20 protein-coding genes and 1 tRNA gene are annotated in these 19,119 nt (G+C 68.0%); 9 read left to right on the forward strand and 12 right to left on the reverse strand.

Annotated elements, in window-relative coordinates:
* Positions 1–3: 3 nt before the first annotated feature.
* Together VF643_RS10165 and VF643_RS10170 are read right to left on the reverse strand one after the other, a co-directional pair.
* A complete protein-coding gene (locus VF643_RS10165; RefSeq protein ID WP_414713839.1) occupies positions 4–567 on the reverse strand; it encodes an ABC transporter ATP-binding protein in 564 nt (187 codons plus the stop codon).
* Positions 564–950, reverse strand: coding sequence for a metallopeptidase family protein (locus VF643_RS10170; RefSeq protein WP_331043274.1), 387 nt, complete (start codon positions 948–950; stop codon positions 564–566). The genes VF643_RS10165 and VF643_RS10170 overlap by 4 nt, the downstream gene beginning before the upstream one ends.
* 57 nt (positions 951–1,007) lie before the next feature.
* Between VF643_RS10170 and VF643_RS10175 the strand changes: the two genes are divergently transcribed.
* Positions 1,008–1,301, forward strand: coding sequence for a 4a-hydroxytetrahydrobiopterin dehydratase (locus tag VF643_RS10175; RefSeq protein WP_331043275.1), 294 nt, complete (start codon positions 1,008–1,010; stop codon positions 1,299–1,301).
* A 55-nt stretch (positions 1,302–1,356) separates the two neighbouring features.
* A complete protein-coding gene (gene hemA, locus VF643_RS10180) occupies positions 1,357–2,616 on the forward strand; it encodes a 5-aminolevulinate synthase (RefSeq protein WP_331043276.1) in 1,260 nt (419 codons plus the stop codon).
* Positions 2,617–2,633: 17 nt separating this feature from the next.
* Here the strand turns inward: hemA and VF643_RS10185 are convergent, their stop codons facing one another.
* The 5 genes from VF643_RS10185 to VF643_RS10205 form a co-directional block, all read right to left on the reverse strand.
* The gene (locus tag VF643_RS10185) at positions 2,634–3,077 is read right to left on the reverse strand and encodes a DUF3429 domain-containing protein (RefSeq protein ID WP_331043277.1); all 444 of its coding nucleotides are present in this window, start codon (positions 3,075–3,077) and stop codon (positions 2,634–2,636) included.
* Complete coding sequence (locus VF643_RS10190) at positions 3,074–3,634, reverse strand: Uma2 family endonuclease (RefSeq protein ID WP_331043278.1); 561 nt, start codon at positions 3,632–3,634, stop codon at positions 3,074–3,076. The genes VF643_RS10185 and VF643_RS10190 overlap by 4 nt, the downstream gene beginning before the upstream one ends.
* 32 nt (positions 3,635–3,666) lie before the next feature.
* On the reverse strand, positions 3,667–5,316 hold the full coding sequence (locus VF643_RS10195) for a DEAD/DEAH box helicase (RefSeq protein WP_331043279.1): 1,650 nt from the start codon (positions 5,314–5,316) through the stop codon (positions 3,667–3,669).
* A gap of 42 nt (positions 5,317–5,358) precedes the next feature.
* The gene (locus tag VF643_RS10200; protein WP_331043280.1) at positions 5,359–6,543 is read right to left on the reverse strand and encodes an NAD(P)/FAD-dependent oxidoreductase; all 1,185 of its coding nucleotides are present in this window, start codon (positions 6,541–6,543) and stop codon (positions 5,359–5,361) included.
* A gap of 367 nt (positions 6,544–6,910) precedes the next feature.
* Positions 6,911–7,909 carry a YihY/virulence factor BrkB family protein gene (locus VF643_RS10205; RefSeq protein ID WP_331043281.1) on the reverse strand — a complete coding sequence of 333 codons (999 nt, stop codon included), beginning with the start codon at positions 7,907–7,909 and terminating at the stop codon, positions 6,911–6,913.
* 250 nt (positions 7,910–8,159) lie between these two features.
* On the opposite strand from VF643_RS10205, the gene VF643_RS10210 reads away from it, so the two are divergent.
* On the forward strand, positions 8,160–8,963 hold the full coding sequence (locus VF643_RS10210; protein ID WP_331043282.1) for a ferredoxin--NADP reductase: 804 nt from the start codon (positions 8,160–8,162) through the stop codon (positions 8,961–8,963).
* Here the strand turns inward: VF643_RS10210 and VF643_RS10215 are convergent.
* Both VF643_RS10215 and VF643_RS10220 read right to left on the reverse strand, forming a co-directional pair.
* Positions 8,960–9,634 (reverse strand): thymidylate kinase, encoded by a 675-nt coding sequence (locus tag VF643_RS10215; RefSeq protein WP_331043283.1) that lies wholly within the window; start codon positions 9,632–9,634, stop codon positions 8,960–8,962. The genes VF643_RS10210 and VF643_RS10215 overlap by 4 nt on opposite strands.
* Positions 9,634–9,912: a chorismate mutase gene (locus VF643_RS10220; RefSeq protein WP_331043284.1), complete on the reverse strand. Its 279-nt coding sequence runs from the start codon at positions 9,910–9,912 to the stop codon at positions 9,634–9,636. The genes VF643_RS10215 and VF643_RS10220 overlap by 1 nt, the downstream gene beginning before the upstream one ends.
* A 106-nt stretch (positions 9,913–10,018) precedes the next feature.
* Here VF643_RS10220 and VF643_RS10225 point away from each other — a divergent pair, with 106 nt between their 5' ends.
* Complete coding sequence (locus VF643_RS10225; protein ID WP_331043285.1) at positions 10,019–11,032, forward strand: polyprenyl synthetase family protein; 1,014 nt, start codon at positions 10,019–10,021, stop codon at positions 11,030–11,032.
* 10 nt (positions 11,033–11,042) lie between these two features.
* Here the strand turns inward: VF643_RS10225 and VF643_RS10230 are convergent, their stop codons facing one another.
* Positions 11,043–13,007: a CocE/NonD family hydrolase gene (locus VF643_RS10230; RefSeq protein WP_331043286.1), complete on the reverse strand. Its 1,965-nt coding sequence runs from the start codon at positions 13,005–13,007 to the stop codon at positions 11,043–11,045.
* Between the two features lie 127 nt (positions 13,008–13,134).
* Positions 13,135–13,208 (reverse strand) — tRNA-Gln (locus tag VF643_RS10235).
* A 176-nt stretch (positions 13,209–13,384) separates the two neighbouring features.
* On the opposite strand from VF643_RS10235, the gene VF643_RS10240 reads away from it, so the two are divergent.
* Together VF643_RS10240 and VF643_RS10245 are read left to right on the forward strand one after the other, a co-directional pair.
* Positions 13,385–14,401, forward strand: a complete 1,017-nt coding sequence (locus VF643_RS10240; protein WP_331043324.1) for a Ppx/GppA phosphatase family protein — start codon at positions 13,385–13,387, stop codon at positions 14,399–14,401.
* A 10-nt stretch (positions 14,402–14,411) separates the two neighbouring features.
* The gene (locus tag VF643_RS10245; RefSeq protein WP_331043287.1) at positions 14,412–15,083 is read left to right on the forward strand and encodes an RlmE family RNA methyltransferase; all 672 of its coding nucleotides are present in this window, start codon (positions 14,412–14,414) and stop codon (positions 15,081–15,083) included.
* A gap of 18 nt (positions 15,084–15,101) precedes the next feature.
* On the opposite strand, the gene VF643_RS10250 is transcribed toward VF643_RS10245, so the two are convergent.
* Positions 15,102–15,776 (reverse strand): MBL fold metallo-hydrolase, encoded by a 675-nt coding sequence (locus VF643_RS10250; protein ID WP_331043288.1) that lies wholly within the window; start codon positions 15,774–15,776, stop codon positions 15,102–15,104.
* An 82-nt stretch (positions 15,777–15,858) separates the two neighbouring features.
* On the opposite strand from VF643_RS10250, the gene pabB reads away from it, so the two are divergent.
* The 3 genes from pabB to VF643_RS10265 all read left to right on the forward strand — a co-directional run bounded on the left by pabB (position 15,859) and on the right by VF643_RS10265 (position 19,118).
* On the forward strand, positions 15,859–17,628 hold the full coding sequence (gene pabB, locus VF643_RS10255) for an aminodeoxychorismate synthase component I (RefSeq protein ID WP_331043325.1): 1,770 nt from the start codon (positions 15,859–15,861) through the stop codon (positions 17,626–17,628).
* Between the two features lie 26 nt (positions 17,629–17,654).
* Positions 17,655–18,854 (forward strand): pyridoxal phosphate-dependent aminotransferase, encoded by a 1,200-nt coding sequence (locus tag VF643_RS10260; RefSeq protein ID WP_331043289.1) that lies wholly within the window; start codon positions 17,655–17,657, stop codon positions 18,852–18,854.
* A 129-nt stretch (positions 18,855–18,983) separates the two neighbouring features.
* Positions 18,984–19,118, forward strand: a complete 135-nt coding sequence (locus VF643_RS10265) for a hypothetical protein (protein ID WP_331043290.1) — start codon at positions 18,984–18,986, stop codon at positions 19,116–19,118.
* Position 19,119 lies beyond the last annotated feature (1 nt).

Below are 19,119 nucleotides of genomic sequence, written 5' to 3' on the forward strand. Positions count from 1 at the left end.
TCCTCACAGCGCCACGACCTGCGCACCCGGCAGCGCGACCGGAATGTGCGTCGCCACCATCACCGCGCCACCCCTGTCGCGGTGTCGCGCGACATGGTGTTCCAGCACCGCGGTCGCCGCCGCGTCCAGGCCATTGGCAGGCTCGTCGAGCAGCCACAGCGCCGCACCCCCATTTGCCACGTCATCCATCGCAACCCGCGCCAGCGCCGCACGCTGACGCTGACCGGTCGACAGCAGTCGCACCGGCACGTCGGCAAGCGCGCTCAGCCCGAAATCGTCGAGCACGGCCGCATCGCTAGCACCCCAGAAGGCCAGCGCGCGGCGCAGCGGCAGTTCGGGGTCCAGTGCCGCCCGCCCGTCCGCCAGCGCCACCCGCGCCGCCGCGACATGGCCCGCGGCCGGGCGCAACAGCTCGGCCGCGATCCGCAGCAGGCTCGACTTGCCGACGCCATTGGCCCCGGTGACCAGCGCCGCCTCGCCCTGCGCCAAGGTGAGCGACAGCCCCTCGAACAGCATGCGCCCACCGCGCACGCACGCGATGTCGTCGAGCACCAGCGGCGCGGTCAAACCGTGTCTTCGAGCGCGTGCATGTCGGCGTCGGACAGGCCGAAGTGGTGGCCAACTTCGTGGATGACGACATGCGCCACCAGATCGTCGAGCCGCACCCCCGTTTCGCACCATTCGGCCAGGATCGCCTGCCGATACAGATGGATGCGGTCGGGCATTGCGCCCGAATCCATCGCCGATTTCTCCCCCATCGGCTGGCCGTGATACAGACCCGTCAGCTCCAGCGGATGCTCCAGCCCCAGCGCCGCCAGCGTCTCGTCGTCGGCCTCCTCCTCGATCATCAGCACGACGTCGTCCAGATGCGCGGCGAAGGCGGACGGCAGCCGCGCCAGAGTCGCCCGCGCGACGCGCTCGATCGCGTCGGCGTCCGGGGCCGCGCCCATAATGTCTTGCCCGCTCACACCGCTCGCCATAACCGTGTGCGCAGGAGGACGACAAGCATGATCGAGCCGCTGAGCGAAGCCGAACGCGCCGAGGCGCTCGATGGCCTGCCCGACTGGGACTATGACGAGGCCCGCGACGCGATCACCCGGACCCTGGTCTTCGCCGATTTTCCCGAGGCTTTCGGCTTCATGGCGCGAGTCGCGTGCCTGGCGGCAAAGGCGGATCATCACCCCGAATGGACCAATGTCTGGAACCGGGTCGAGATCCTGCTGACCACGCACGATGCCGGCGGATTGTCGGGGCGCGACGTCGAGATGGCGGCGGCGATAGACGCGATCGCGGGGGACTGAGCGGCCCCCCGCAAAATGCTGGAATATTCACCATTCCGGCGATAAATACGGAACCATGATACTCGACGGCATCCCGCCCCGCGAAATCGACCGCACGCGCGTGGACTATTCGCGCGTCTTTACCCAGGCGATCGACCGGCTCCATGCGGAGGGCCGATACCGCGTGTTCATCGACATCCTGCGCAACAAGGGCGCGTTCCCCAACGCGCGCTGCTTCGCCGGGCATAACGGGCCGAAGCCGATCACGGTATGGTGCTCGAACGACTATCTCGCGATGGGCCAGCATCCCAAGGTGATCGCGGCGATGGAGGAGGCGCTGCACGACGTCGGCGCCGGCTCAGGCGGCACGCGCAACATCGGCGGCAACACGCATTACCACGTCGATCTCGAATACGAGCTGGCCGACCTGCACGGCAAGGAGGCGGCGCTGCTGTTCACCAGCGGCTATGTCTCGAACGAAGCCACGCTGGCGACATTGGCCAAGGTGCTGCCGGGTTGCATCATCTTCTCCGACGAGTTGAACCACGCGTCGATGATTGCGGGCATCCGCAATTCGGGCTGCGAGAAGCGCATCTTCCGCCACAACGATCTGGCGCATCTGGAGGAACTGCTCGCCGCCGAAGACCCGTCCGCGCCCAAGCTGATCGCGTTCGAGAGCGTCTATTCGATGGAGGGCGATGTCGCGCCGATCGCCGCGATGTGCGACCTGGCGGACACGTACAACGCCTTGACCTATTGCGACGAAGTCCATGCGGTCGGCATGTACGGCAAGCGCGGCGGCGGCATTTCGGAGCGCGATGCGGTTGCCGACCGGATCACGATCATCGAAGGCACTTTGGGCAAGGCGTTCGGCGTGATGGGCGGCTATATCGCGGCGGATCGCACGATCATCGACGTCATCCGCAGCTACGCACCCGGCTTCATCTTCACGACCTCTCTCTCGCCCGTGCTGGTCGCTGGCGTACTGGCGAGCGTCCGCCACCTGAAGGCATCGAGCGTCGAGCGCGAGGGGCAGCAGGCGGCGGCGGCGATGCTGAAGGCGATGCTGTCCGGCGCCGGACTGCCGGTAATGCTGGGTGAGACCCATATCGTGCCGGTGATGGTCGGCGATCCGGTGAAAGCCAAGAAGATCAGCGACGTCCTGCTCGCCGAATACGGCGTGTACGTCCAGCCGATCAACTACCCCACCGTCCCCCGCGGCACCGAACGCCTGCGCTTCACCCCCGGGCCTGCGCATACGGCAGAGATGATGCGCGAACTGACCGACGCGCTGGTGGAGATCTGGAGCCGGCTGGAACTGCGCAAGGCGGCCTGAACCGCTACCCTGAACCGCTACAATGCGCCCGCCAGGATGGTCAGCACGCCCAGGCCGAGCGAGAGTGGCAGCCGCAGCCGCAGCCAGCCGTCCGGCGCATCGCCGCTATGAACGAGGTGGCGGTCGACCAGCGGCGTAAGCAGGATCGCGATGCCCAGCACGATCAATGCCTGATCCAGCGTGCCGCGAACGACCTGCGCAATGCCGATCGCGAGCGCGACCAGCGAAGGCGCGACCGACACCGGCGCGAGTCGCGCCTGGCCGACTGAGCGGCGCATCGCCAAGCCCCACCATATGCCGCCGATGAAACTGAGGATCAGCGCACCATAAACGAACGCCAGCGCTTCTCCGAGGCGATAGTCCGTGCCGAATGCGACCGCCACGACCGCGGCAAGCTGCGGCAGCAGTCCCGCAAAGCCGAGCGCCCGCGCGACGCCGCCGACGCGGCCCGGTCCGCTCACGCGATCACGATGGTCTGACCGGTCCCCGGCACCGCGAGCGGCTCGCCGAAGCGAACGGTGCTGATCTGGGCATAGTCGCCATTCACCGGTTCGCCCCAGACGTGGACGACCGAACGCTCGCCATCGATCACCCAGTAATGCGGTATCCGAGCCGTAGCGTACTTCACGCGCTTCACGCCCATGTCGCGGTCGCGTGTCGTCTCGGAAACCTCGATCACCAGCACGACCTCTTCCGGCCGCAGCCAACGATGCTCCTTCATCGGTGCGAAGAGCAGGACAGCGTCGCAGCCGATGACTGTGTCATTCCCCAGATCGATGCCCGTCTCGCCCAACAGCCGGGCCGCGCCGTCACCCAGTGCCGCGTACAGCTTGCCTATCACGCTCGCCTGTCGTCCGGCGTGCTGGGCCATCGGCGACATCATGCGCTGCAACTCTCCGTCTACCAGCTCGATCTTTGCGTCGCCGAAAACGTCGGCACGACACATTCGCTCGAACTCCGCGGTCGTGATGCGAGCCGGACCTGCGACGGCGAACGAGATGCTCGCGGGCTTGTTCATGGCGTCAGCATATCACCAGAAGAAGGTCTCCGCTACCGTGCGCCATGCCGCGCATGCGGCCTCGGCGCGCGCGGGCGGGACGCCGGCCGCCCGGCGGGCGCTTGCCCATCGGCGGGGATGATCGTGATGCCGCTGTCGTCGCCGGCCGCGGTCTTGGCGATCGCGTCGGCGAAGCGGGCGGCGCTGGCCGCCGATACCTCGAACCGGGTCTCGTTCTGTTCGATGCGGATCGCGCCGATATCGCCGCGGGTCACGTGGCCGCGGCGGCAGATCAGCGGGAGCAGCCAGCGCGCATCGGCATTCTGGCGGCGGCCCGCGTCCATGCGGAACCAGGCTGCGCCTTCGAAGCCGGCGCGGCGGTCGTCGCTGCGGGCGGGCATGGCGGCGCGGTCGAGCATGTCTTCCGGCTCGGGCATGCTCGCGCGGTGGGCGCGGACGAGCATCGCGGCGATATCCTCGGCGGATCGCTCGGCGAGCAAAGCGACGCCCAGCGCGCGATCCTCGTCGTCCACCTCGACCGGCGCCTTCAGCGTCTCCAGCAGCCGCTGGCGATCGCGCGCGCGGATGTCGTCGGCGCTGGGCACTTCGTGCCATTCGGCGGCGATGCGCGCGCCGCGGAGCATGCCGTCGACGCGGCGGCGCTTGGGATAGGGGACGATCAGCACCGCGGTGCCCTTCTTGCCCGCACGGCCGGTCCGGCCCGAGCGATGCTGCAAGGTCTCGGCATCGCGCGGCAGCTCGACATGGACGACCAGGCTGAGCGTCGGCAGGTCGATGCCGCGCGCCGCGACGTCGGTCGCCACGCACACGCGCGCGCGCCGATCGCGAAGGGCCTGCAACGCCTGGTTGCGCTCGCTCTGCGAATGCTCGCCCGACAAGGCGACCGCCGCGAAGCCGCGCTCCAGCAGGCTGGCGTGGAGGTGGCGGACGTTGTCGCGGGTGGCGCAGAACAGCATCGCGGTCTCCGCCTCGTGGAAACGCAGCAGGTTGATGACCGCATGTTCGATATCGGACGGCGACACCGCGATCGCCTGATAGGCGATATCGCCGTGGCCGCGGTCCTCGCCCACCGTCGAGATGCGCAGCGCGTCGCGCTGGTAGCGCTTGGCGAGCGCGACGATCGGCCGCGGCATCGTCGCCGAGAACAGCAGCGTGCGCCGCCCCTCGGGTGTCGCGTCGAGGATCGTCTCCAGATCGTCGCGAAAGCCCATGTCGAGCATCTCGTCGGCCTCGTCGAGCACCGCCGCCTTCAGCCCCGACAGATCGAGCGCGCCGCGCTCCAGATGATCGCGCAAGCGGCCGGGCGTGCCGACGACGACATGGACGCCGTGGCCGAGCGCCCGGCGCTCCCGCGAGGCATCCATGCCGCCGACGCAGGTCGCGATCCGGAGCCGTGCCGCGGCATAGAGCCATTCCAGCTCTTTGCTGACCTGGAGCGCCAGTTCGCGGGTCGGCGCGATGATGAGCGCGCGCGGCGCCCCCGGCGCACCGCCCTCCAGCAGTGCATCGGCCATCGCCAGGCCGAAGGCGACGGTCTTGCCCGATCCGGTCTGCGCCGAGACGATGAGGTCGCGGTTCAGCGCCTCGGGTTCCAGCACGGAGGCCTGGACGGGGGTAAGCGCGGTATAGCCACGCGCGGTCAGCGCTTCGTTCAGAAGCGGCGGAAGATCGGGAAAGGACATGAAACCTCTAGGTGGGGGCGGAGCGCGCAAGGCGCAACCGCGTCACAGGTCTTGCGCCGCGGCCCATCCGCTCGCCCAGGCCCATTGAAAATTGTAGCCGCCCAGCCACCCGGTGACGTCGACGGCCTCACCGATCGCGTATAGCCCGAAAACCGCCTTCGCCGCCATCGTCTTTTGCGACAGGCCCGCGGTGGCGATTCCGCCCGCGGTGACCTCGGCCTTGGCGAAGCCCTCGGTGCCGTTCGGGACGAAGCGCCAGTCGCGCAACCGCGCCTCCGCCTCGGCCAGCTTGCGCTCGGCCAGATTGGCGAGTTCGCCGGGATGGCCGAGCCGGTCGGCGAGCGTTTCGGCGAGCCGGTCGGGCAGCGCCCTGGCCAGCGTGCGGCGCAATGTCGCGCGCGGGCTGCCACGCTTTTCCGCCGCCAGCCAGCCGGAATCGCGGCCGGGTACGAAGTCGATGCCGATCGCCTCGCCGTGCCGCCAATAGCTCGACACCTGGAGGATAGCGGGGCCGGACAGGCCGCGGTGGGTGAACAACGCCGCCTCGCGAAAGGCCGCGCCACCGCCTTTCGGGCCGCACCGTGCGACCACATCGGCGGCGACGCCCGAGAGTTCGCGGAACAGCACGTCCTCGCCGCCGAGCGTCAGCGGCACGAGCGCGGGGTGCGGCTCGACCACCTTCAGCCCGAAACGGCGCGCGAGATCATAGGCGAAGCCGGTCGCGCCCATCTTCGGGATCGACGGCCCGCCGGTCGCGATCACCAGCCGCGGGGCGGTGGCGGCGACGCCGTCGATCGCGACGCGGAACGCGGTGCCGTCGTGCGCGACGTCGGTGACCGCGCGCCCGGTGGCGATCGTCACCGGTCCCTTGGCGCATTCCTCCAGCAGCATGGCGACGATCTGCCTGGCAGAGCCGTCGCAGAACAATTGCCCCAGCGTCTTTTCATGCCATGCGATCCCGTAAGCATCGACCAGCGCGACGAAATCGGCCGCGGTGTAGCGATCGAGCGCCGAGCGCGCGAAATGCGGGTTGGCGGAGAGGAAGCGTTCGTGCGTCGTGCCGGTGTTGGTGAAATTGCACCGCCCGCCGCCCGAGATCAGGATCTTCTTGCCCACCTGGTCCGCATGATCGACGAGCAGCACCTTGCGCCCACGCTGCCCCGCCACGCCCGCGCACATCAGGCCGGCGGCGCCCGCGCCCAGGATGATCGCATCGTAATCGGCCATGATCGCGCCCTGCCCCGCTGGTGCCGCAACGGCAAGGTGCGAAGCGTGCCGAAGGGACGATCGCCCTTCGCACGGTCCGGTCGAGATTCGGCTGAAAGGGCGGCTAGAGCGGGAGCCAGCTTGCCAAAACCGTCTCCTGTGTCGATCTCCCAAAATTACGCTGCCGCACGTTGAGTTTACGGAGATCGTCCGTTCGGTCGGCCGAGTTTCTCGCAGCCTGTGTCAAAAACCGGTCGAGCGTGACACCAGCGACCGTTCCAGGCTGGCCAACTTGCAGGTGTCACAATCCCGCGTGACGCATCTGCTCAGGATCGCTAAAACGCGTCGGCCACCGCCTGCTTCGGCCGAGAGCCTCCATCGAGCCGGATCAATTCTCGCCCCGAGACACCGCCCGCGCTCCCTTCGTCTTGGCAGCCACGCCAACCGCCGCCGCGAGCATCGCCAGGGTCCGCCACCGCAGCCGCCCCAGCACGAAGGCCGCACCTGCCGCCGCCGCGGTCGCCGCGACGGGCATGCGTTGCTTCGCCAGAGCGTCAGCGGGAGCGACGGCCTTTGCCGGCTCTTCCAGCGCGCGCTCCAGTTCCGAATTCAGCTCCGCGCCCAGCAGGAAGACATAAGCGGACAGCCATATCCACGTCAGCAGCACGATCACCGCGCTCAGCGAGCCATAAGTGGCGCCGTAATTGCCGAAATTGGCGACATACAGGCCGAAACATACCGTTCCGAGCAGCCACAACAGCGTCGCCAGCAGCGAGCCGGGGGTCAGCCACACCCATGTCGCGTTCTTGCGGTCCGGCCCGTAGCGATACAGCACCGCCGCGGCGAGCGCCGCCAGCACGCCGGTCAGCGCATAGCCCGCCAGCTTCACCAGCGTCAGCACGATCGCAGGGGCGCCGGGCATCAGGCTTTCGAGGAAAGCGAGTGCCGCCGTCGCGCTCACCGCGGCCAAGGCCAGCAGCACGGTGCCGATCACCATCGCCATCGACAGCAGGGTCAGCACGACGAAGTTGCGCGTCTCCTTCTCCTCATAGGCGATGTTCAGCGCAGTCACCACCGACGACGCGCCCTTGGAGGCGCCATAGATCGCAAGCACCAGCGCTACGGCCAGCCCCAGCCCCTTGCTCTGCCCCGACGTCTTCGTGACCGTGGCGAGCTGGTCGCCAATCAGGCTGGCGGCATCGCGCGGCAGTACCCCGAACAGCGCGCGGATGTTGCTATCGACAGTCGAGGGATCGGCGAACAGCCCGTAGCTGAGCACGATCGCACCGAGCAGCGGCACGATCGCGGCGAAGACGTAGAAGGCGGTGCCCGCCGCGATCAGCGAGATGTTGTCGTCGCCGGTTTCCGCCCAGGTGCGCCTGGCCATCGCCCACCAGCCGCCTTTGGGTGTCGCGAAAGCACCCTTTCTGATGGGCGGCCTGGTGTCCGGCGCTCGTCTATCCTGCCGGTCCATCGGCGTTTCCCCTTTGATTCGAGGCGCTGCAACGCGGCGCTACGGCTTTCGTGCCGTCGGCCAAGCGGCGCGGCGCGGGTGAGAAGGATAAATTCTTTGCGCCAAGCGCTATTGCGCTACAGGGCCGCGCCAGCACGCGCCATTTGCCACCAGGACATATTTCATGACGATTGCCGCCACCCTCGAACCCACGACCGCCTTGTCGGTCGAGACGGTGACGGACGTCCGCCACTGGAACGAGCATCTGTTCAGCTTCTCGATCACGCGGCCGCCGTCGTTCCGCTTCCGATCGGGCGAGTTCGTGATGATCGGCCTGCCTGGCCCCAACGGAAAACCGCTGCTGCGTGCCTATTCGATCGCCAGCCCCGCCTATGACGAAAAGCTCGATTTCCTCTCGATCAAGGTCGAGGACGGGCCGCTGACGTCGCGGCTTCAGAAGATCGTAGCCGGCGACCGGATCTATCTCGGCAAGAAGCCCACCGGCACATTGGTGGCCGACGCGCTGTTGCCGGGCAAGCGGCTGTTCATGCTGTCGACCGGCACCGGCCTCGCCCCCTTCCTGTCGGTGGCGCGCGATCCCGACATCTACGACCTGTTCGATGCGATCGCCGTGGTCCATTCGGTGCGGCGGGTCAGCGACCTGGCGTTCCACGACGAACTTGCCGCGCGGCTCGCCGACGATCCGCTGGTCGGCGAGGAGGCCGCGGCCAAGTTCCATTACATCCCCACCGTCACCCGCGAACCGTTCCGCAACGCCCGGCGCATCGACGCGCTGATCGAAGACGGCACTTTGTTCGCCGGGATGCCGGGCGAGGCGCGCTTCGATCCCGAAACCGACCGGGTCATGATGTGCGGCAGCATGGACATGATCCGCAGCTTCGCGGCGCGCTTCGACGCGCTGGGCTTTGCCGAGGGATCGAACTCCCAGCCGGGACACTATGTGATCGAGCGGGCCTTCGTGGGCTAGCCAGGCCGGACTTGGGCGAGCAGCGCCACCACGTCGGCCGCGATCGTTTCGGGCGGGCGCGAGACGCCGGCAACGGTGGTCGAGACCGTCGCCCAGCGACCCAGCGTCCCGCCCGCCGCCATCGCGGCATAATTCTCGCGCACCCGCGCCTGTAATCCGATGTCGGCTTCATAGGCGTCGAATGCGTCGTCGGTGTACGATCGCCGCCGCTTCTTCAGGATCAGCGCGCGCGCCACCTCAGCGGGGGTATCGAGATAGACCGACAGATCGGGGGCGGGCAACGCGAACTGACCGGTCTCCAGCTCCGCGATCCAGTCCATCAGCGCGCGCGCCTCGTCGGCCGGCACCTGCGCGGCCTGATACGCCATGTTCGATGCGATGTAGCGATCGAAGACGATCACGTCATTCGCCGCCGCCACCGCGTCCAGATGGGCGCGTGATTCGAGCCGGTCCAGCGCATAGAGTACCGCTGCGGCCTTCGGAGTGACGGCCCGTGGCAGCCGCCCGGCCAGATAGTCGCCCAGCACATGGCCCCCAGCGGTGTCGGCATAGCGCGGGAAGGACACGACCTCGGCACGGCGCCGCCCCACCTGCAGCAAGCGGGCGACTTCGGCGGACACCGTCGCCTTGCCCGCGCCGTCCGCGCCTTCGATCGCGAGCAGGAACGCCATCAGCTGCGAAGCCGCTCGTGATGGCGGATCACCTCGTCGATGATGAAGCGCAGGAACTTTTCCGAAAATCCCGGATCGAGCTGCGCATCCTCGGCGAGTTTGCGCAGCCGAGCGATCTGACGTTCCTCGCGACCTTCGTCTGCCGCGGGCAGGCCGTGTTCGGCCTTGTGCCGGCCGACCGCCTGGGTGATCTTGAACCGCTCGGCCAGCATGCAGACCAGTGCGGCATCGATATTGTCGATCGACTGGCGATAGCCGGTCAGCACGTCGTCCGTCACAAGCCGCTCCCCGCGATACCACCGCCCCGTTGCCGCGTTTCGCCGGTGCAAGCAAGCAACGAGGGCATTGCGGGACGCCGCGCGCGACCCTAGATCGCGCCGGAACATGAGCGCCACCATCCACCGCCTCGGAACCGGCTCGCAGCCCTCGCTCGACCCGATGGTCGCGCTGGTGACGGGAGACATGAACGCGGTCAACGCGGTCATCCTCGATCGCATGCAGTCCGAAATCCCGCTGATCCCCGAACTTGCCGGGCATCTGATCGCGGGTGGCGGAAAGCGGATGCGGCCGATGCTGACGCTCGCCAGCGCGCGGCTGATCGGCTATACAGGCACCCGCCATCATCGGCTGGCCGCCGCGGTCGAGTTCATCCACACCGCCACCCTGCTCCACGACGACGTGGTCGACGGATCGGACCTGCGCCGCGGCAAGCGCACCGCGAACCTGATCTGGGGCAATCCGGCCAGCGTGCTCGTCGGCGATTTCCTCTTCAGCCGATCGTTCGAACTGATGGTGGAGGACGGCAGCAACAAGGTGCTGAAAATCCTCTCCAACGCCTCCGCCGTGATCGCCGAGGGCGAGGTCAACCAGCTGACCGCCGCGCGCCGCGTCGACCTGCACGAGGATCGCTATCTCGACATCATCGGCGCCAAGACCGCTGCGCTGTTCGCCGCCGCCTGCCGCATCGCCGCGGTCGTGGCCGAGCGGCCGGAGGGCGAGGAAGCGGCGCTCGACGCTTATGGCCGCAACCTCGGCATCGCCTTCCAGCTGGTCGACGACGCGATCGACTATGTCTCGGACGCGGGCACGATGGGCAAGGACGCGGGCGACGATTTCCGCGAGGGCAAGATGACGCTGCCGGTCATCCTGGCCTATGCGCGAGGCGACGCCGGCGACCGCACATTCTGGAAGGACGCGATCGAAGGCCGCCGCGACTCGGACGAGGATTTCGCGCACGCGGTCCAGCTTGTCCGCCGCACCCGCGCGGTCGACGACACGCTGGCGCGCGCGCGCCATTACGGCCAGCGCGCGATCGACGCGATCGGCGGCTTCGCCAGCGGCAAGGCCAAGGACGCGATGGTCGAGGCAGTCGAGTTCGCAGTCGCCCGAGCCTATTGACGGCGCGGCGCTACCGCCCGGTAGCCCCGCCCGCCTGCACCTGTTCGACCGGCACCACCGGCAACAGCACCGCGCTGGCCGTGGTGCCGCCGCGGCGCAGCGTCACCGTCGCCTTGCGATAATCGCCGGCACGCGCGAAGAAGATGTTGGGCACATAGGTCTGCGGATTGCGGTCGTAGAGCGGGAACAGGCTCGATTGCACCTGCACCATGATGCGATGGCCGGGCTGGAACACGTGGTTCACGCTCGGCAGGCGGAAGCGATAGCGCTCGACCTTGCCGGCCGGGATAGCGCTCGGCCGCGCGAAGCTGTCGCGGTAGCGACCTCGGAAGATGTCGAGGCTTATCGGTAGTTGATAGCCGCCCATCTTCGGATCGGTCGCGTTTTCCGCAGGCAGGACGTCGATCACCTTGACCACGAAATCACCGTCCGTCCCGGTCGTCGCGGCATAGATATCCGCGACCGGCGCACCCGACACGCGCACCGCCTGGGTCAGCACCGGCGTCATATAGGTCATCACGTCCGGGCGCCCTTCCGATGCGCGCTGGTCGCTGACCAGCCAGTCGCCCCAGCGGCCATCCTCGAAATTCACAGGGCGCGGCAGGTGCGGCACCGGCTTGGCGGGATCGGCGACATAGCTGTCGCCGCCCGCCGCGCCCTTGGCGAAGCCGAGGCCGCCGTCCGCCTGGAGATAGATCGGGGTCAGCGGCGCCGCGCACCCCGTCTCGCACGCCAGCGGCCAGGTCGTCAGCCGGTCCCAATGGTTCTCGCCGGTGTTGTAGATCGCCGCGGCGGGCAGGTTGGCGGGCGGCCCGTCCTTCAGATACTGGTCGAACAGCGGCCGCACCATCTGTTCGCGGAATTGCGCGGCGGTGTCGCCGTTCCACTGAAACGGGCCGAGGCTGCGCCCCTCGCGATTGACCTGGCTGTGCCGCCACGGTCCCATGACCAGGTGGTTGTTGCCCAGTTTCCCCTTCGCCTTCAGCGCCTCCCAGGCGGTGATCGCGCCGTACATATCCTCCTGATCCCACAATCCCTGCTCCCACAGCGTGGGCACGTTCGAAGGGTTCGCCGCCAGCAGCTTGTCGAGCGCCTGCCCCTGCCAGAAACCGTCATAGGCGGGGTGCGCCGACATCCGCGTCCAATAGGGGAGCTGGTCATAGCCAGACTTCTTCGCCCAATCTCCCGCCGATCCGATCGCGCGAAAATTGTCGTAATCGTCCCAGCCGCCGGTCGGCGGCGCGGTCCCTGCGCCCTTGTAACCGGTCTGGCTGCCGAGCCAAGCGATGTTGGCGAGGCGGAAGGCACCGTAATGGAACCAGTCGTCGCCCATCCAGCCGTCGATCATCGGGCTTTCGGGTGCCGCCACCTTGAGCGCCGGGTGCGGGTTCAGCAGCGCCATGGCGACGGTGAAGCCCTCGTAGGACGAACCGATCATGCCGACCCGGCCGTTCGATTCGGGCAGGTTCGCCTTGTTCACCAGCCAGTCGATCGTGTCATAGGCGTCGGTGACGTGATCGACCTTGGTCGGGTTGAGCGGGCCGATCACCGGGCGGGTGACGACGTAATCGCCTTCCGACCCGTATTTGCCACGGATGTCTTGGTAAACGCGGATATAGCCGCCGCGCACGAAGATCTCGTCGGCCAGCGGCAGGGTGGCGAGCATGCTCGGGCTGTCGCTGCGGTTGGCGCGGGCCTTGGCGTTATAGGGCGTGCGGGTCAGCACGATCGGCGCGTTCACCGCGCCCTTGGGCACCACGACGACGGTGTACAGCTTCGTCCCGTCGCGCATCGGCACCATGAATTCGCGCTTGTCGTAATCGGCCTGTCCCACAGGCGGAGTGAATTTTAGCGGCACGTCGCCGCGCCCTTCGACACGGGCGGCCGCGTCCTTGGGCGCACTGGCCGGCGGCTGAGCCTGACCTGCGGCGCAAAGCAAGGCGGCGGACGACAGCGGCAGAAGGTAGCGGCGCATGATGGGCTCCAGCGAAGATGCGAGCCACCCATCTGACGTGCCGCTGCGTGCCCGGCAAGCGAATTGGCGGGCACCGATCCGGCCGGCGCATCACGCTCTTCGAAAAGGACATTTCAGGGGAGAGCGCTGGATGCCCCGTGAGGATTCGAACCTCAATAGGCGGTATCAGAAACCGCAGTCTTACCATTAGACGACGGGGCAACAGCGGGGGCCATCTAGGTGGCGGACCACGGGCTGTCAACGGCGCAGGGGCCGGCCGCTTGTGGGATGCGATCGCGCGCGCTACGTCTGTCGCCAAGCACCGGACGCGAGCCCCGCTCGCAAGACGGCAGAACAGAACAAGCGAGTTTCACGGCATGGGCGATGCATCCGCCGATATGCCGTACCGGCAGGCCCCGCCTGCCCGTCCGGCGATCCCCCGGCCCCCGCGCGGGCGCTGGCCAGAGGCGCGTTATTATGCCGCGCTCGACCTTGGCACCAACAATTGCCGGCTGCTGATCGCGCGACCGCAGGGACCGGGTTTCGCGATCGTCGACGCCTTTTCGCGGGTGGTGCGCCTGGGCGAGGGACTCGCCTCCACCGGCCGGCTCAGCGATAATGCGGTCGAGCGCACGCTGGCGGCGCTGCGCGTGTGTTCGGACAAGTTGCGCCGCCGCGACGTGACGCTGGCGCGATCGGTGGCGACTGAAGCGTGCCGCCGCGCCGCCAACGGCGCCGAGTTCATCGCCCGCGCCCGCGCCGAGACCGGCATCCACCTGGACATCATCACCGCCGAGGAAGAGGCGCGGCTTGCGGTGCTGGGCTGTCACGTGCTGATCGAGCCGGGCGACGACCCCGCGCTGATCTTCGACATCGGCGGCGGATCGACCGAATTGGTGCTGGTCGACACCCGCACCGCGGTGCCGCGCGTGATCGACTGGCATTCGGCGCCTTGGGGCGTGGTGTCGCTCACCGAACATGCCGGCGGCGGCGCGGATGCGGACGCGCGCGCGGTCGCCTATGCCCGGATGCGGGCGCTGGTGGCGGACAGTTTCGCAGGGTTCGCCGCGCGGCTGCCGCGGGTCGCGACGCCGCGGCTGCTCGGCACCTCGGGGACGGTGACGACGCTGGGCAGCGTGCATCTGGGGCTGAGCCATTACGATCGTTCGGCGGTGGACGGGCTGATCGTGCCCGCCGATGCCATGCGGCGGATCAGCGCCGATCTGGCAGGCATGTCGCTGGCCGAACGCGCGAAGGTGGCGTGTATCGGCAGCGAGCGCGCCGATCTGGTGGTCGCGGGTTGCGCCATCCTGGAAACGATCCTGGACCTGTGGCCCGCCGACCGGCTGGGAATCGCCGACCGCGGCATCCGCGAGGGCATCCTGCGCCGGCTGATGGGGAGCGTGAAGCCATGAGAACCGCGTCATGAGCAGGGGCGGCTCCGGCGGCCGGGTGCGCGTCAAGACCGGGCGTGGGCGTACCACGGCCTCGAACCGCTGGCTCGAGCGTCAGTTGAACGATCCTTATGTGCGCAAGGCGCGCGCGGAGGGGTATCGCAGCCGTGCGGCGTACAAATTGATCGAGCTGGACGAACGCTTCGCGCTGCTGAAGGGCGTGCGCCGCGTCGTCGATCTGGGCATCGCACCGGGCGGCTGGAGCCAGGTCGTGCGGCGGCAGGCCCCCGCCGCGGCGATCGTCGGCATCGACCTGTTGCCGGTCGATCCCATCGACGGGGTGGACATCATCCACCTCGACTTCATGGACGCACGCGCCCCCGAACTGATCGCCGCGGGCCTCGGCGGCGCGGCCGATCTGGTGCTGTCGGACATGGCCGCGAACACCGTCGGCCATCCGCAGACCGATCATCTGCGCACGATGGGCCTGGTAGAGGCGGCGGTGGAATTCGCCTGCGAGATCCTGCGCCCCGGCGGGGCGTTCGTCGCCAAGGTACTGGCGGGGGGCGCCGACAACGATCTGGTCGCGATCCTCAAGCGCAATTTCACGGCCGTAAAACACGCCAAACCACCCGCAAGCCGCAAGGATTCGTCCGAATGGTATGTGATCGCGCAGGGGTTCAAGGGGCGCGTTGAAGCGTGAGGGCGGTGGCCTGCCGCCCTATGCCGCCAGCGCCTGATCGCTCACGAACATGTTGTGCCGCCGCTCGTGCGCGAAGGTGCTCGCCGCGCCGTGGCCGGGGATGAACGTCGTCGCGTCGCCCAGCGGCCACAGCTTGGTCACCACCGATTCGATCAGCGCCTGATGGCTGCTCAGGGGAAAGTCGGTGCGCCCCACCGATCCCTGGAACAGCACGTCGCCGACCAGCGCCAGCTTCGAGGGCGCATGGTGGAAGATCACATGCCCCGGCGTGTGCCCCGGCGTCTCGTACACGTCGAGGACAAGGTCGCCGACCGTCACCGTATCGCCATCGACCAGCCAGCGGTCGGGTTCGAACACCACGCCGCGAATGCCGTAGTTGCGGCCGTCCTCGTCGAGTCGCGCCAACCAGAAGCGATCCGCCTCATGCGGTCCCTCTATGCCTACGCCCAGCGCAGCGGCGAGCGGCTTGGCCTCGCCCGCATGGTCGATATGACCGTGGGTGAGCAGGATCTTCTCGACGGTGACCCCCGCCTGCGCGATCGCCGCCTGGATCTTAGCCAGGTCGCCGCCAGGATCGACCACCGCCGCCTTCATCGTGGCGGTGCACCAGATGACGGTGCAATTCTGCTGGAGCGGGGTCACGGGAACGATCGTGACGCGCATGGGAGGCGTGTCGGCGGTTGGGCTGCTCATCGCAGCGCGATACGCGCGCGGCGCGGCGGCGGCAATCGGTGCTTGCCCCGATGCGCCCCGCGCGTGCATCGGGAATAGCGTGATGCTTGCCGCCCTGCCCGTGCCCTTCGTACTGCTCGATGACGCCCGCGACGCCGGTGCTCCCGCCCGCCTGTACCATGCGCCGCGACGGATCTTGGTGGCGTACAGCCCGGACGAAGTGCGTGGCGTGCTGGACGACGTGCGCGCCGCGACGCGCGACGGCCTCCACGCCGCCGGGTTCCTTGCCTATGAAGCGGGCGAGGCGTTCGAGCCGCACGTCGGTACGCTGGCGCCGCCGCCAACGCCGCTTGCATGGTTCGGCCTGTTCGACGGCTTCGAGACGATCGAAGATGTGCCCGCGCACCTTCCTGACCCCGCCGGCGCATGGATCGGCGCTCTCTCGCCCGAGATCACGCGCGACACCTATGACGAACAGCTCGCCGAGGTAGCAGCGCTGATCGCCGCGGGTGACGTCTATCAAGCCAATCTGACCTTCCGGGCACGCGTGCCGTTCCTCGGCGATCCGCTCGCGCTTTACGCCCGGCTGCGTACCGCGTCGCGCGCAGGCTGGGGTGCGGTGGTGAACACCGGCACGCAGACCCTTTTGTCGCTGTCGCCCGAATTGTTCTTCGCGCTCGACTCCGGGCACCTGACCTGCCGTCCGATGAAGGGCACCGCCGCGCGCGATGCCAATCCTGGTGCCGATCGCGTCGCTGCCGCCGCCCTCGCTGCCGATGCCAAGCAGCGCGCCGAGAATCTGATGATCGTCGATCTGATGCGCAACGATCTGTCGCGCGTCGCAAGCCCCGGCAGCGTCGCGGTGCCCGCGCTGTTCGCGATCGAACAATACCCGACCGTCCACCAGATGACATCGACCGTCACGGCCGCGCTGGGCGATGGCAAGGACGCCGTCGACGTCCTCGCCGCGCTCTTTCCCTGCGGCTCGATCACCGGCGCGCCCAAGGTCCGCGCGATGCAGGCGATCGCCACGATCGAAGGCTCCCCGCGCGGCGCCTATTGCGGCGCGATCGGCAAGGTCGACGCAAACGGCGACGCGCAGTTCAACGTCGCGATCCGCACGCTGACGATCCACCCCGCGGAGGATCACGCAACCATCGGCCTGGGCTCCGGCATCGTCGCCGATTCGGAAGCGCAGGGCGAATGGGAGGAAGCCCATGACAAGGGCGCGTTCCTGCATGCCGGCGCGCGCGCTTTCGACCTGATCGAGACGATGCGCTTCGATCCCGAGGACGGCACCGCGCTCCTCGAACTCCATCTGGCGCGCATGGGGGCCAGCGCGCAGATGTTCGGCTATGCCTTCGATCGTCACGCCGCGCGCAACGAGCTTCAGGCCGCCACCTTTCGCCTGCGCGATCGACGCCGGGTGCGGCTGCTGCTCAGCGCGTCGGGTGCGCTGGCGGTCGAGGTCGCGCCGGTCCCGTCGCCCCCCGCTGGCCCCGTGGCTGTCGCGATCGTGCCGCTTCCGGTGGCAACATCGGACTTCCGCCTTCGCCACAAGACCAGCGACCGCGGCTTCTACGATACGGCGCGCGGCGATGCGTTCGAGGTCGTGTTCGAGGCACCCGACGGCACCCTGACCGAAGGCAGCTTCACCAGCCTGTTCGTCGCCCGCGGCGGCGTCCTCGTCACGCCGCCTGCCGGTGCGCTGCTGCCGGGCGTGCTGCGCGCGGAGTTGCTGGCGAGTGGCCGGGCTATCGAGGGCGTGGTGACCCGTGCCGATCTGCGCGCCGGGTTCTTCATCGGCAATGCGCTCCGCGGATTAATCCCGGCGATCGTTTCGGATGGCGCACGATCCACCGGCTCGCTATAGCGCCCGCGCTTTCAAAGGGTATTCCCATGCACCAGTCCGCCGCGCTCGCGCGCATCAGCCCTTCGCCGACGCTCGCGATCACGACGCGCGTGCTGGAGTTGAAGCGTGCCGGCGTCGACGTCATTGGACTGGGTGCGGGCGAACCCGATTTCGACACGCCCGATTTCGTCAAGGAAGCCGCGATACAGGCGATCCGTGACGGGCGCACCAAATACACCAACGTCGACGGTATTCCCGAATTGAAGGCGGCGATCGTCGCCAAGTTCGCGCGCGACAATGCGCTGACCTACACGCCCGATCAGGTCAGCGTGAACGTCGGTGGCAAGCACACCCTCTTTAACGCGATCGTCGCCAGCGTGAATCCGGGCGACGAGGTGGTCATTCCAGCGCCCTATTGGGTCAGCTATCCCGATGTCGTGCAATTCGCCGGCGGCACCCCGGTGATCGTCGCGGCCGGCCCCGAACAGGGTTACAAGCTGACGCCCCAGGCGCTCGACGCGGCAATCACTCCGCGGACCAAATGGGTGATCCTCAATTCGCCGTCAAATCCGACCGGCGCCGCCTATACCGCGGACGAACTGCGCGCGCTGGGCGAGGTCATCCTACGACACCCGGACGTGTGGGTCTTCGCCGACGACATGTACGAGCATATCGTCTATGACGGTTTTCAGTTCGCGACGATCGCACAGGTCGTCCCCGAACTCTACGCCCGCACCCTGACAGTCAACGGCTGCTCCAAGGCCTATGCGATGACGGGCTGGCGGATCGGCTATGCCGCCGGCGCATCGTGGCTTATCAAGGCGATGGCCAAGCTCCAGTCGCAATCGACCTCCAACCCCTGCTCCATCGCACAGGCCGCCGCCACAGCCGCGCTCGACGGCGACCAGTCGTTTCTGGCCATGCGCAACGACGCGTTCAAGGTTCGCCGCGATCTGGTGGTGGCAATGCTGAACGCCATTCCCGGCGTCCACTGCCCGACGCCGGAAGGCGCCTTCTACGTCTATCCCTCGATCGCCGGACTGATCGGCAAGACGGCTCCCAGCGGCCGCGTGATCGACAGCGACGAGGCGTTCGTCGGCTATCTGCTCGATGATGCAAAGGTCGCCGCGGTCCAGGGCGCGGCCTTCGGCCTCTCCCCCGCGATGCGGATCAGCTACGCCACCGCCGACGATCTGCTGCGCGACGCATGCGCACGCATCCAGCAGGCCTGCGCCAACCTCAGGTGAACGCCGAAGCCACGCATCGTTCATCGGTGTGTTTCTAATACCGGCATTGTCGAGACACAGGCCGGACACGATCTGCATCCACGACACATGAAGGCGCGTATGTCACGCGTCCTCCAACGAGACATGACCATGGCCAGCTTCCTGACTTCCAGCTTCTTCCGCCGCTTCGCCGGTGGATTCCTGCTCGGCACGATCGGCATGGTCGCGCTCCAGCCTGCCGGTGCGGAACGTCTGGTGACCCACCACGGCCAGGCGGCGCGTTGAG

Source organism: Sphingomonas sp., from assembly GCF_036387595.1.
Taxonomy (GTDB): domain Bacteria; phylum Pseudomonadota; class Alphaproteobacteria; order Sphingomonadales; family Sphingomonadaceae; genus Sphingomonas.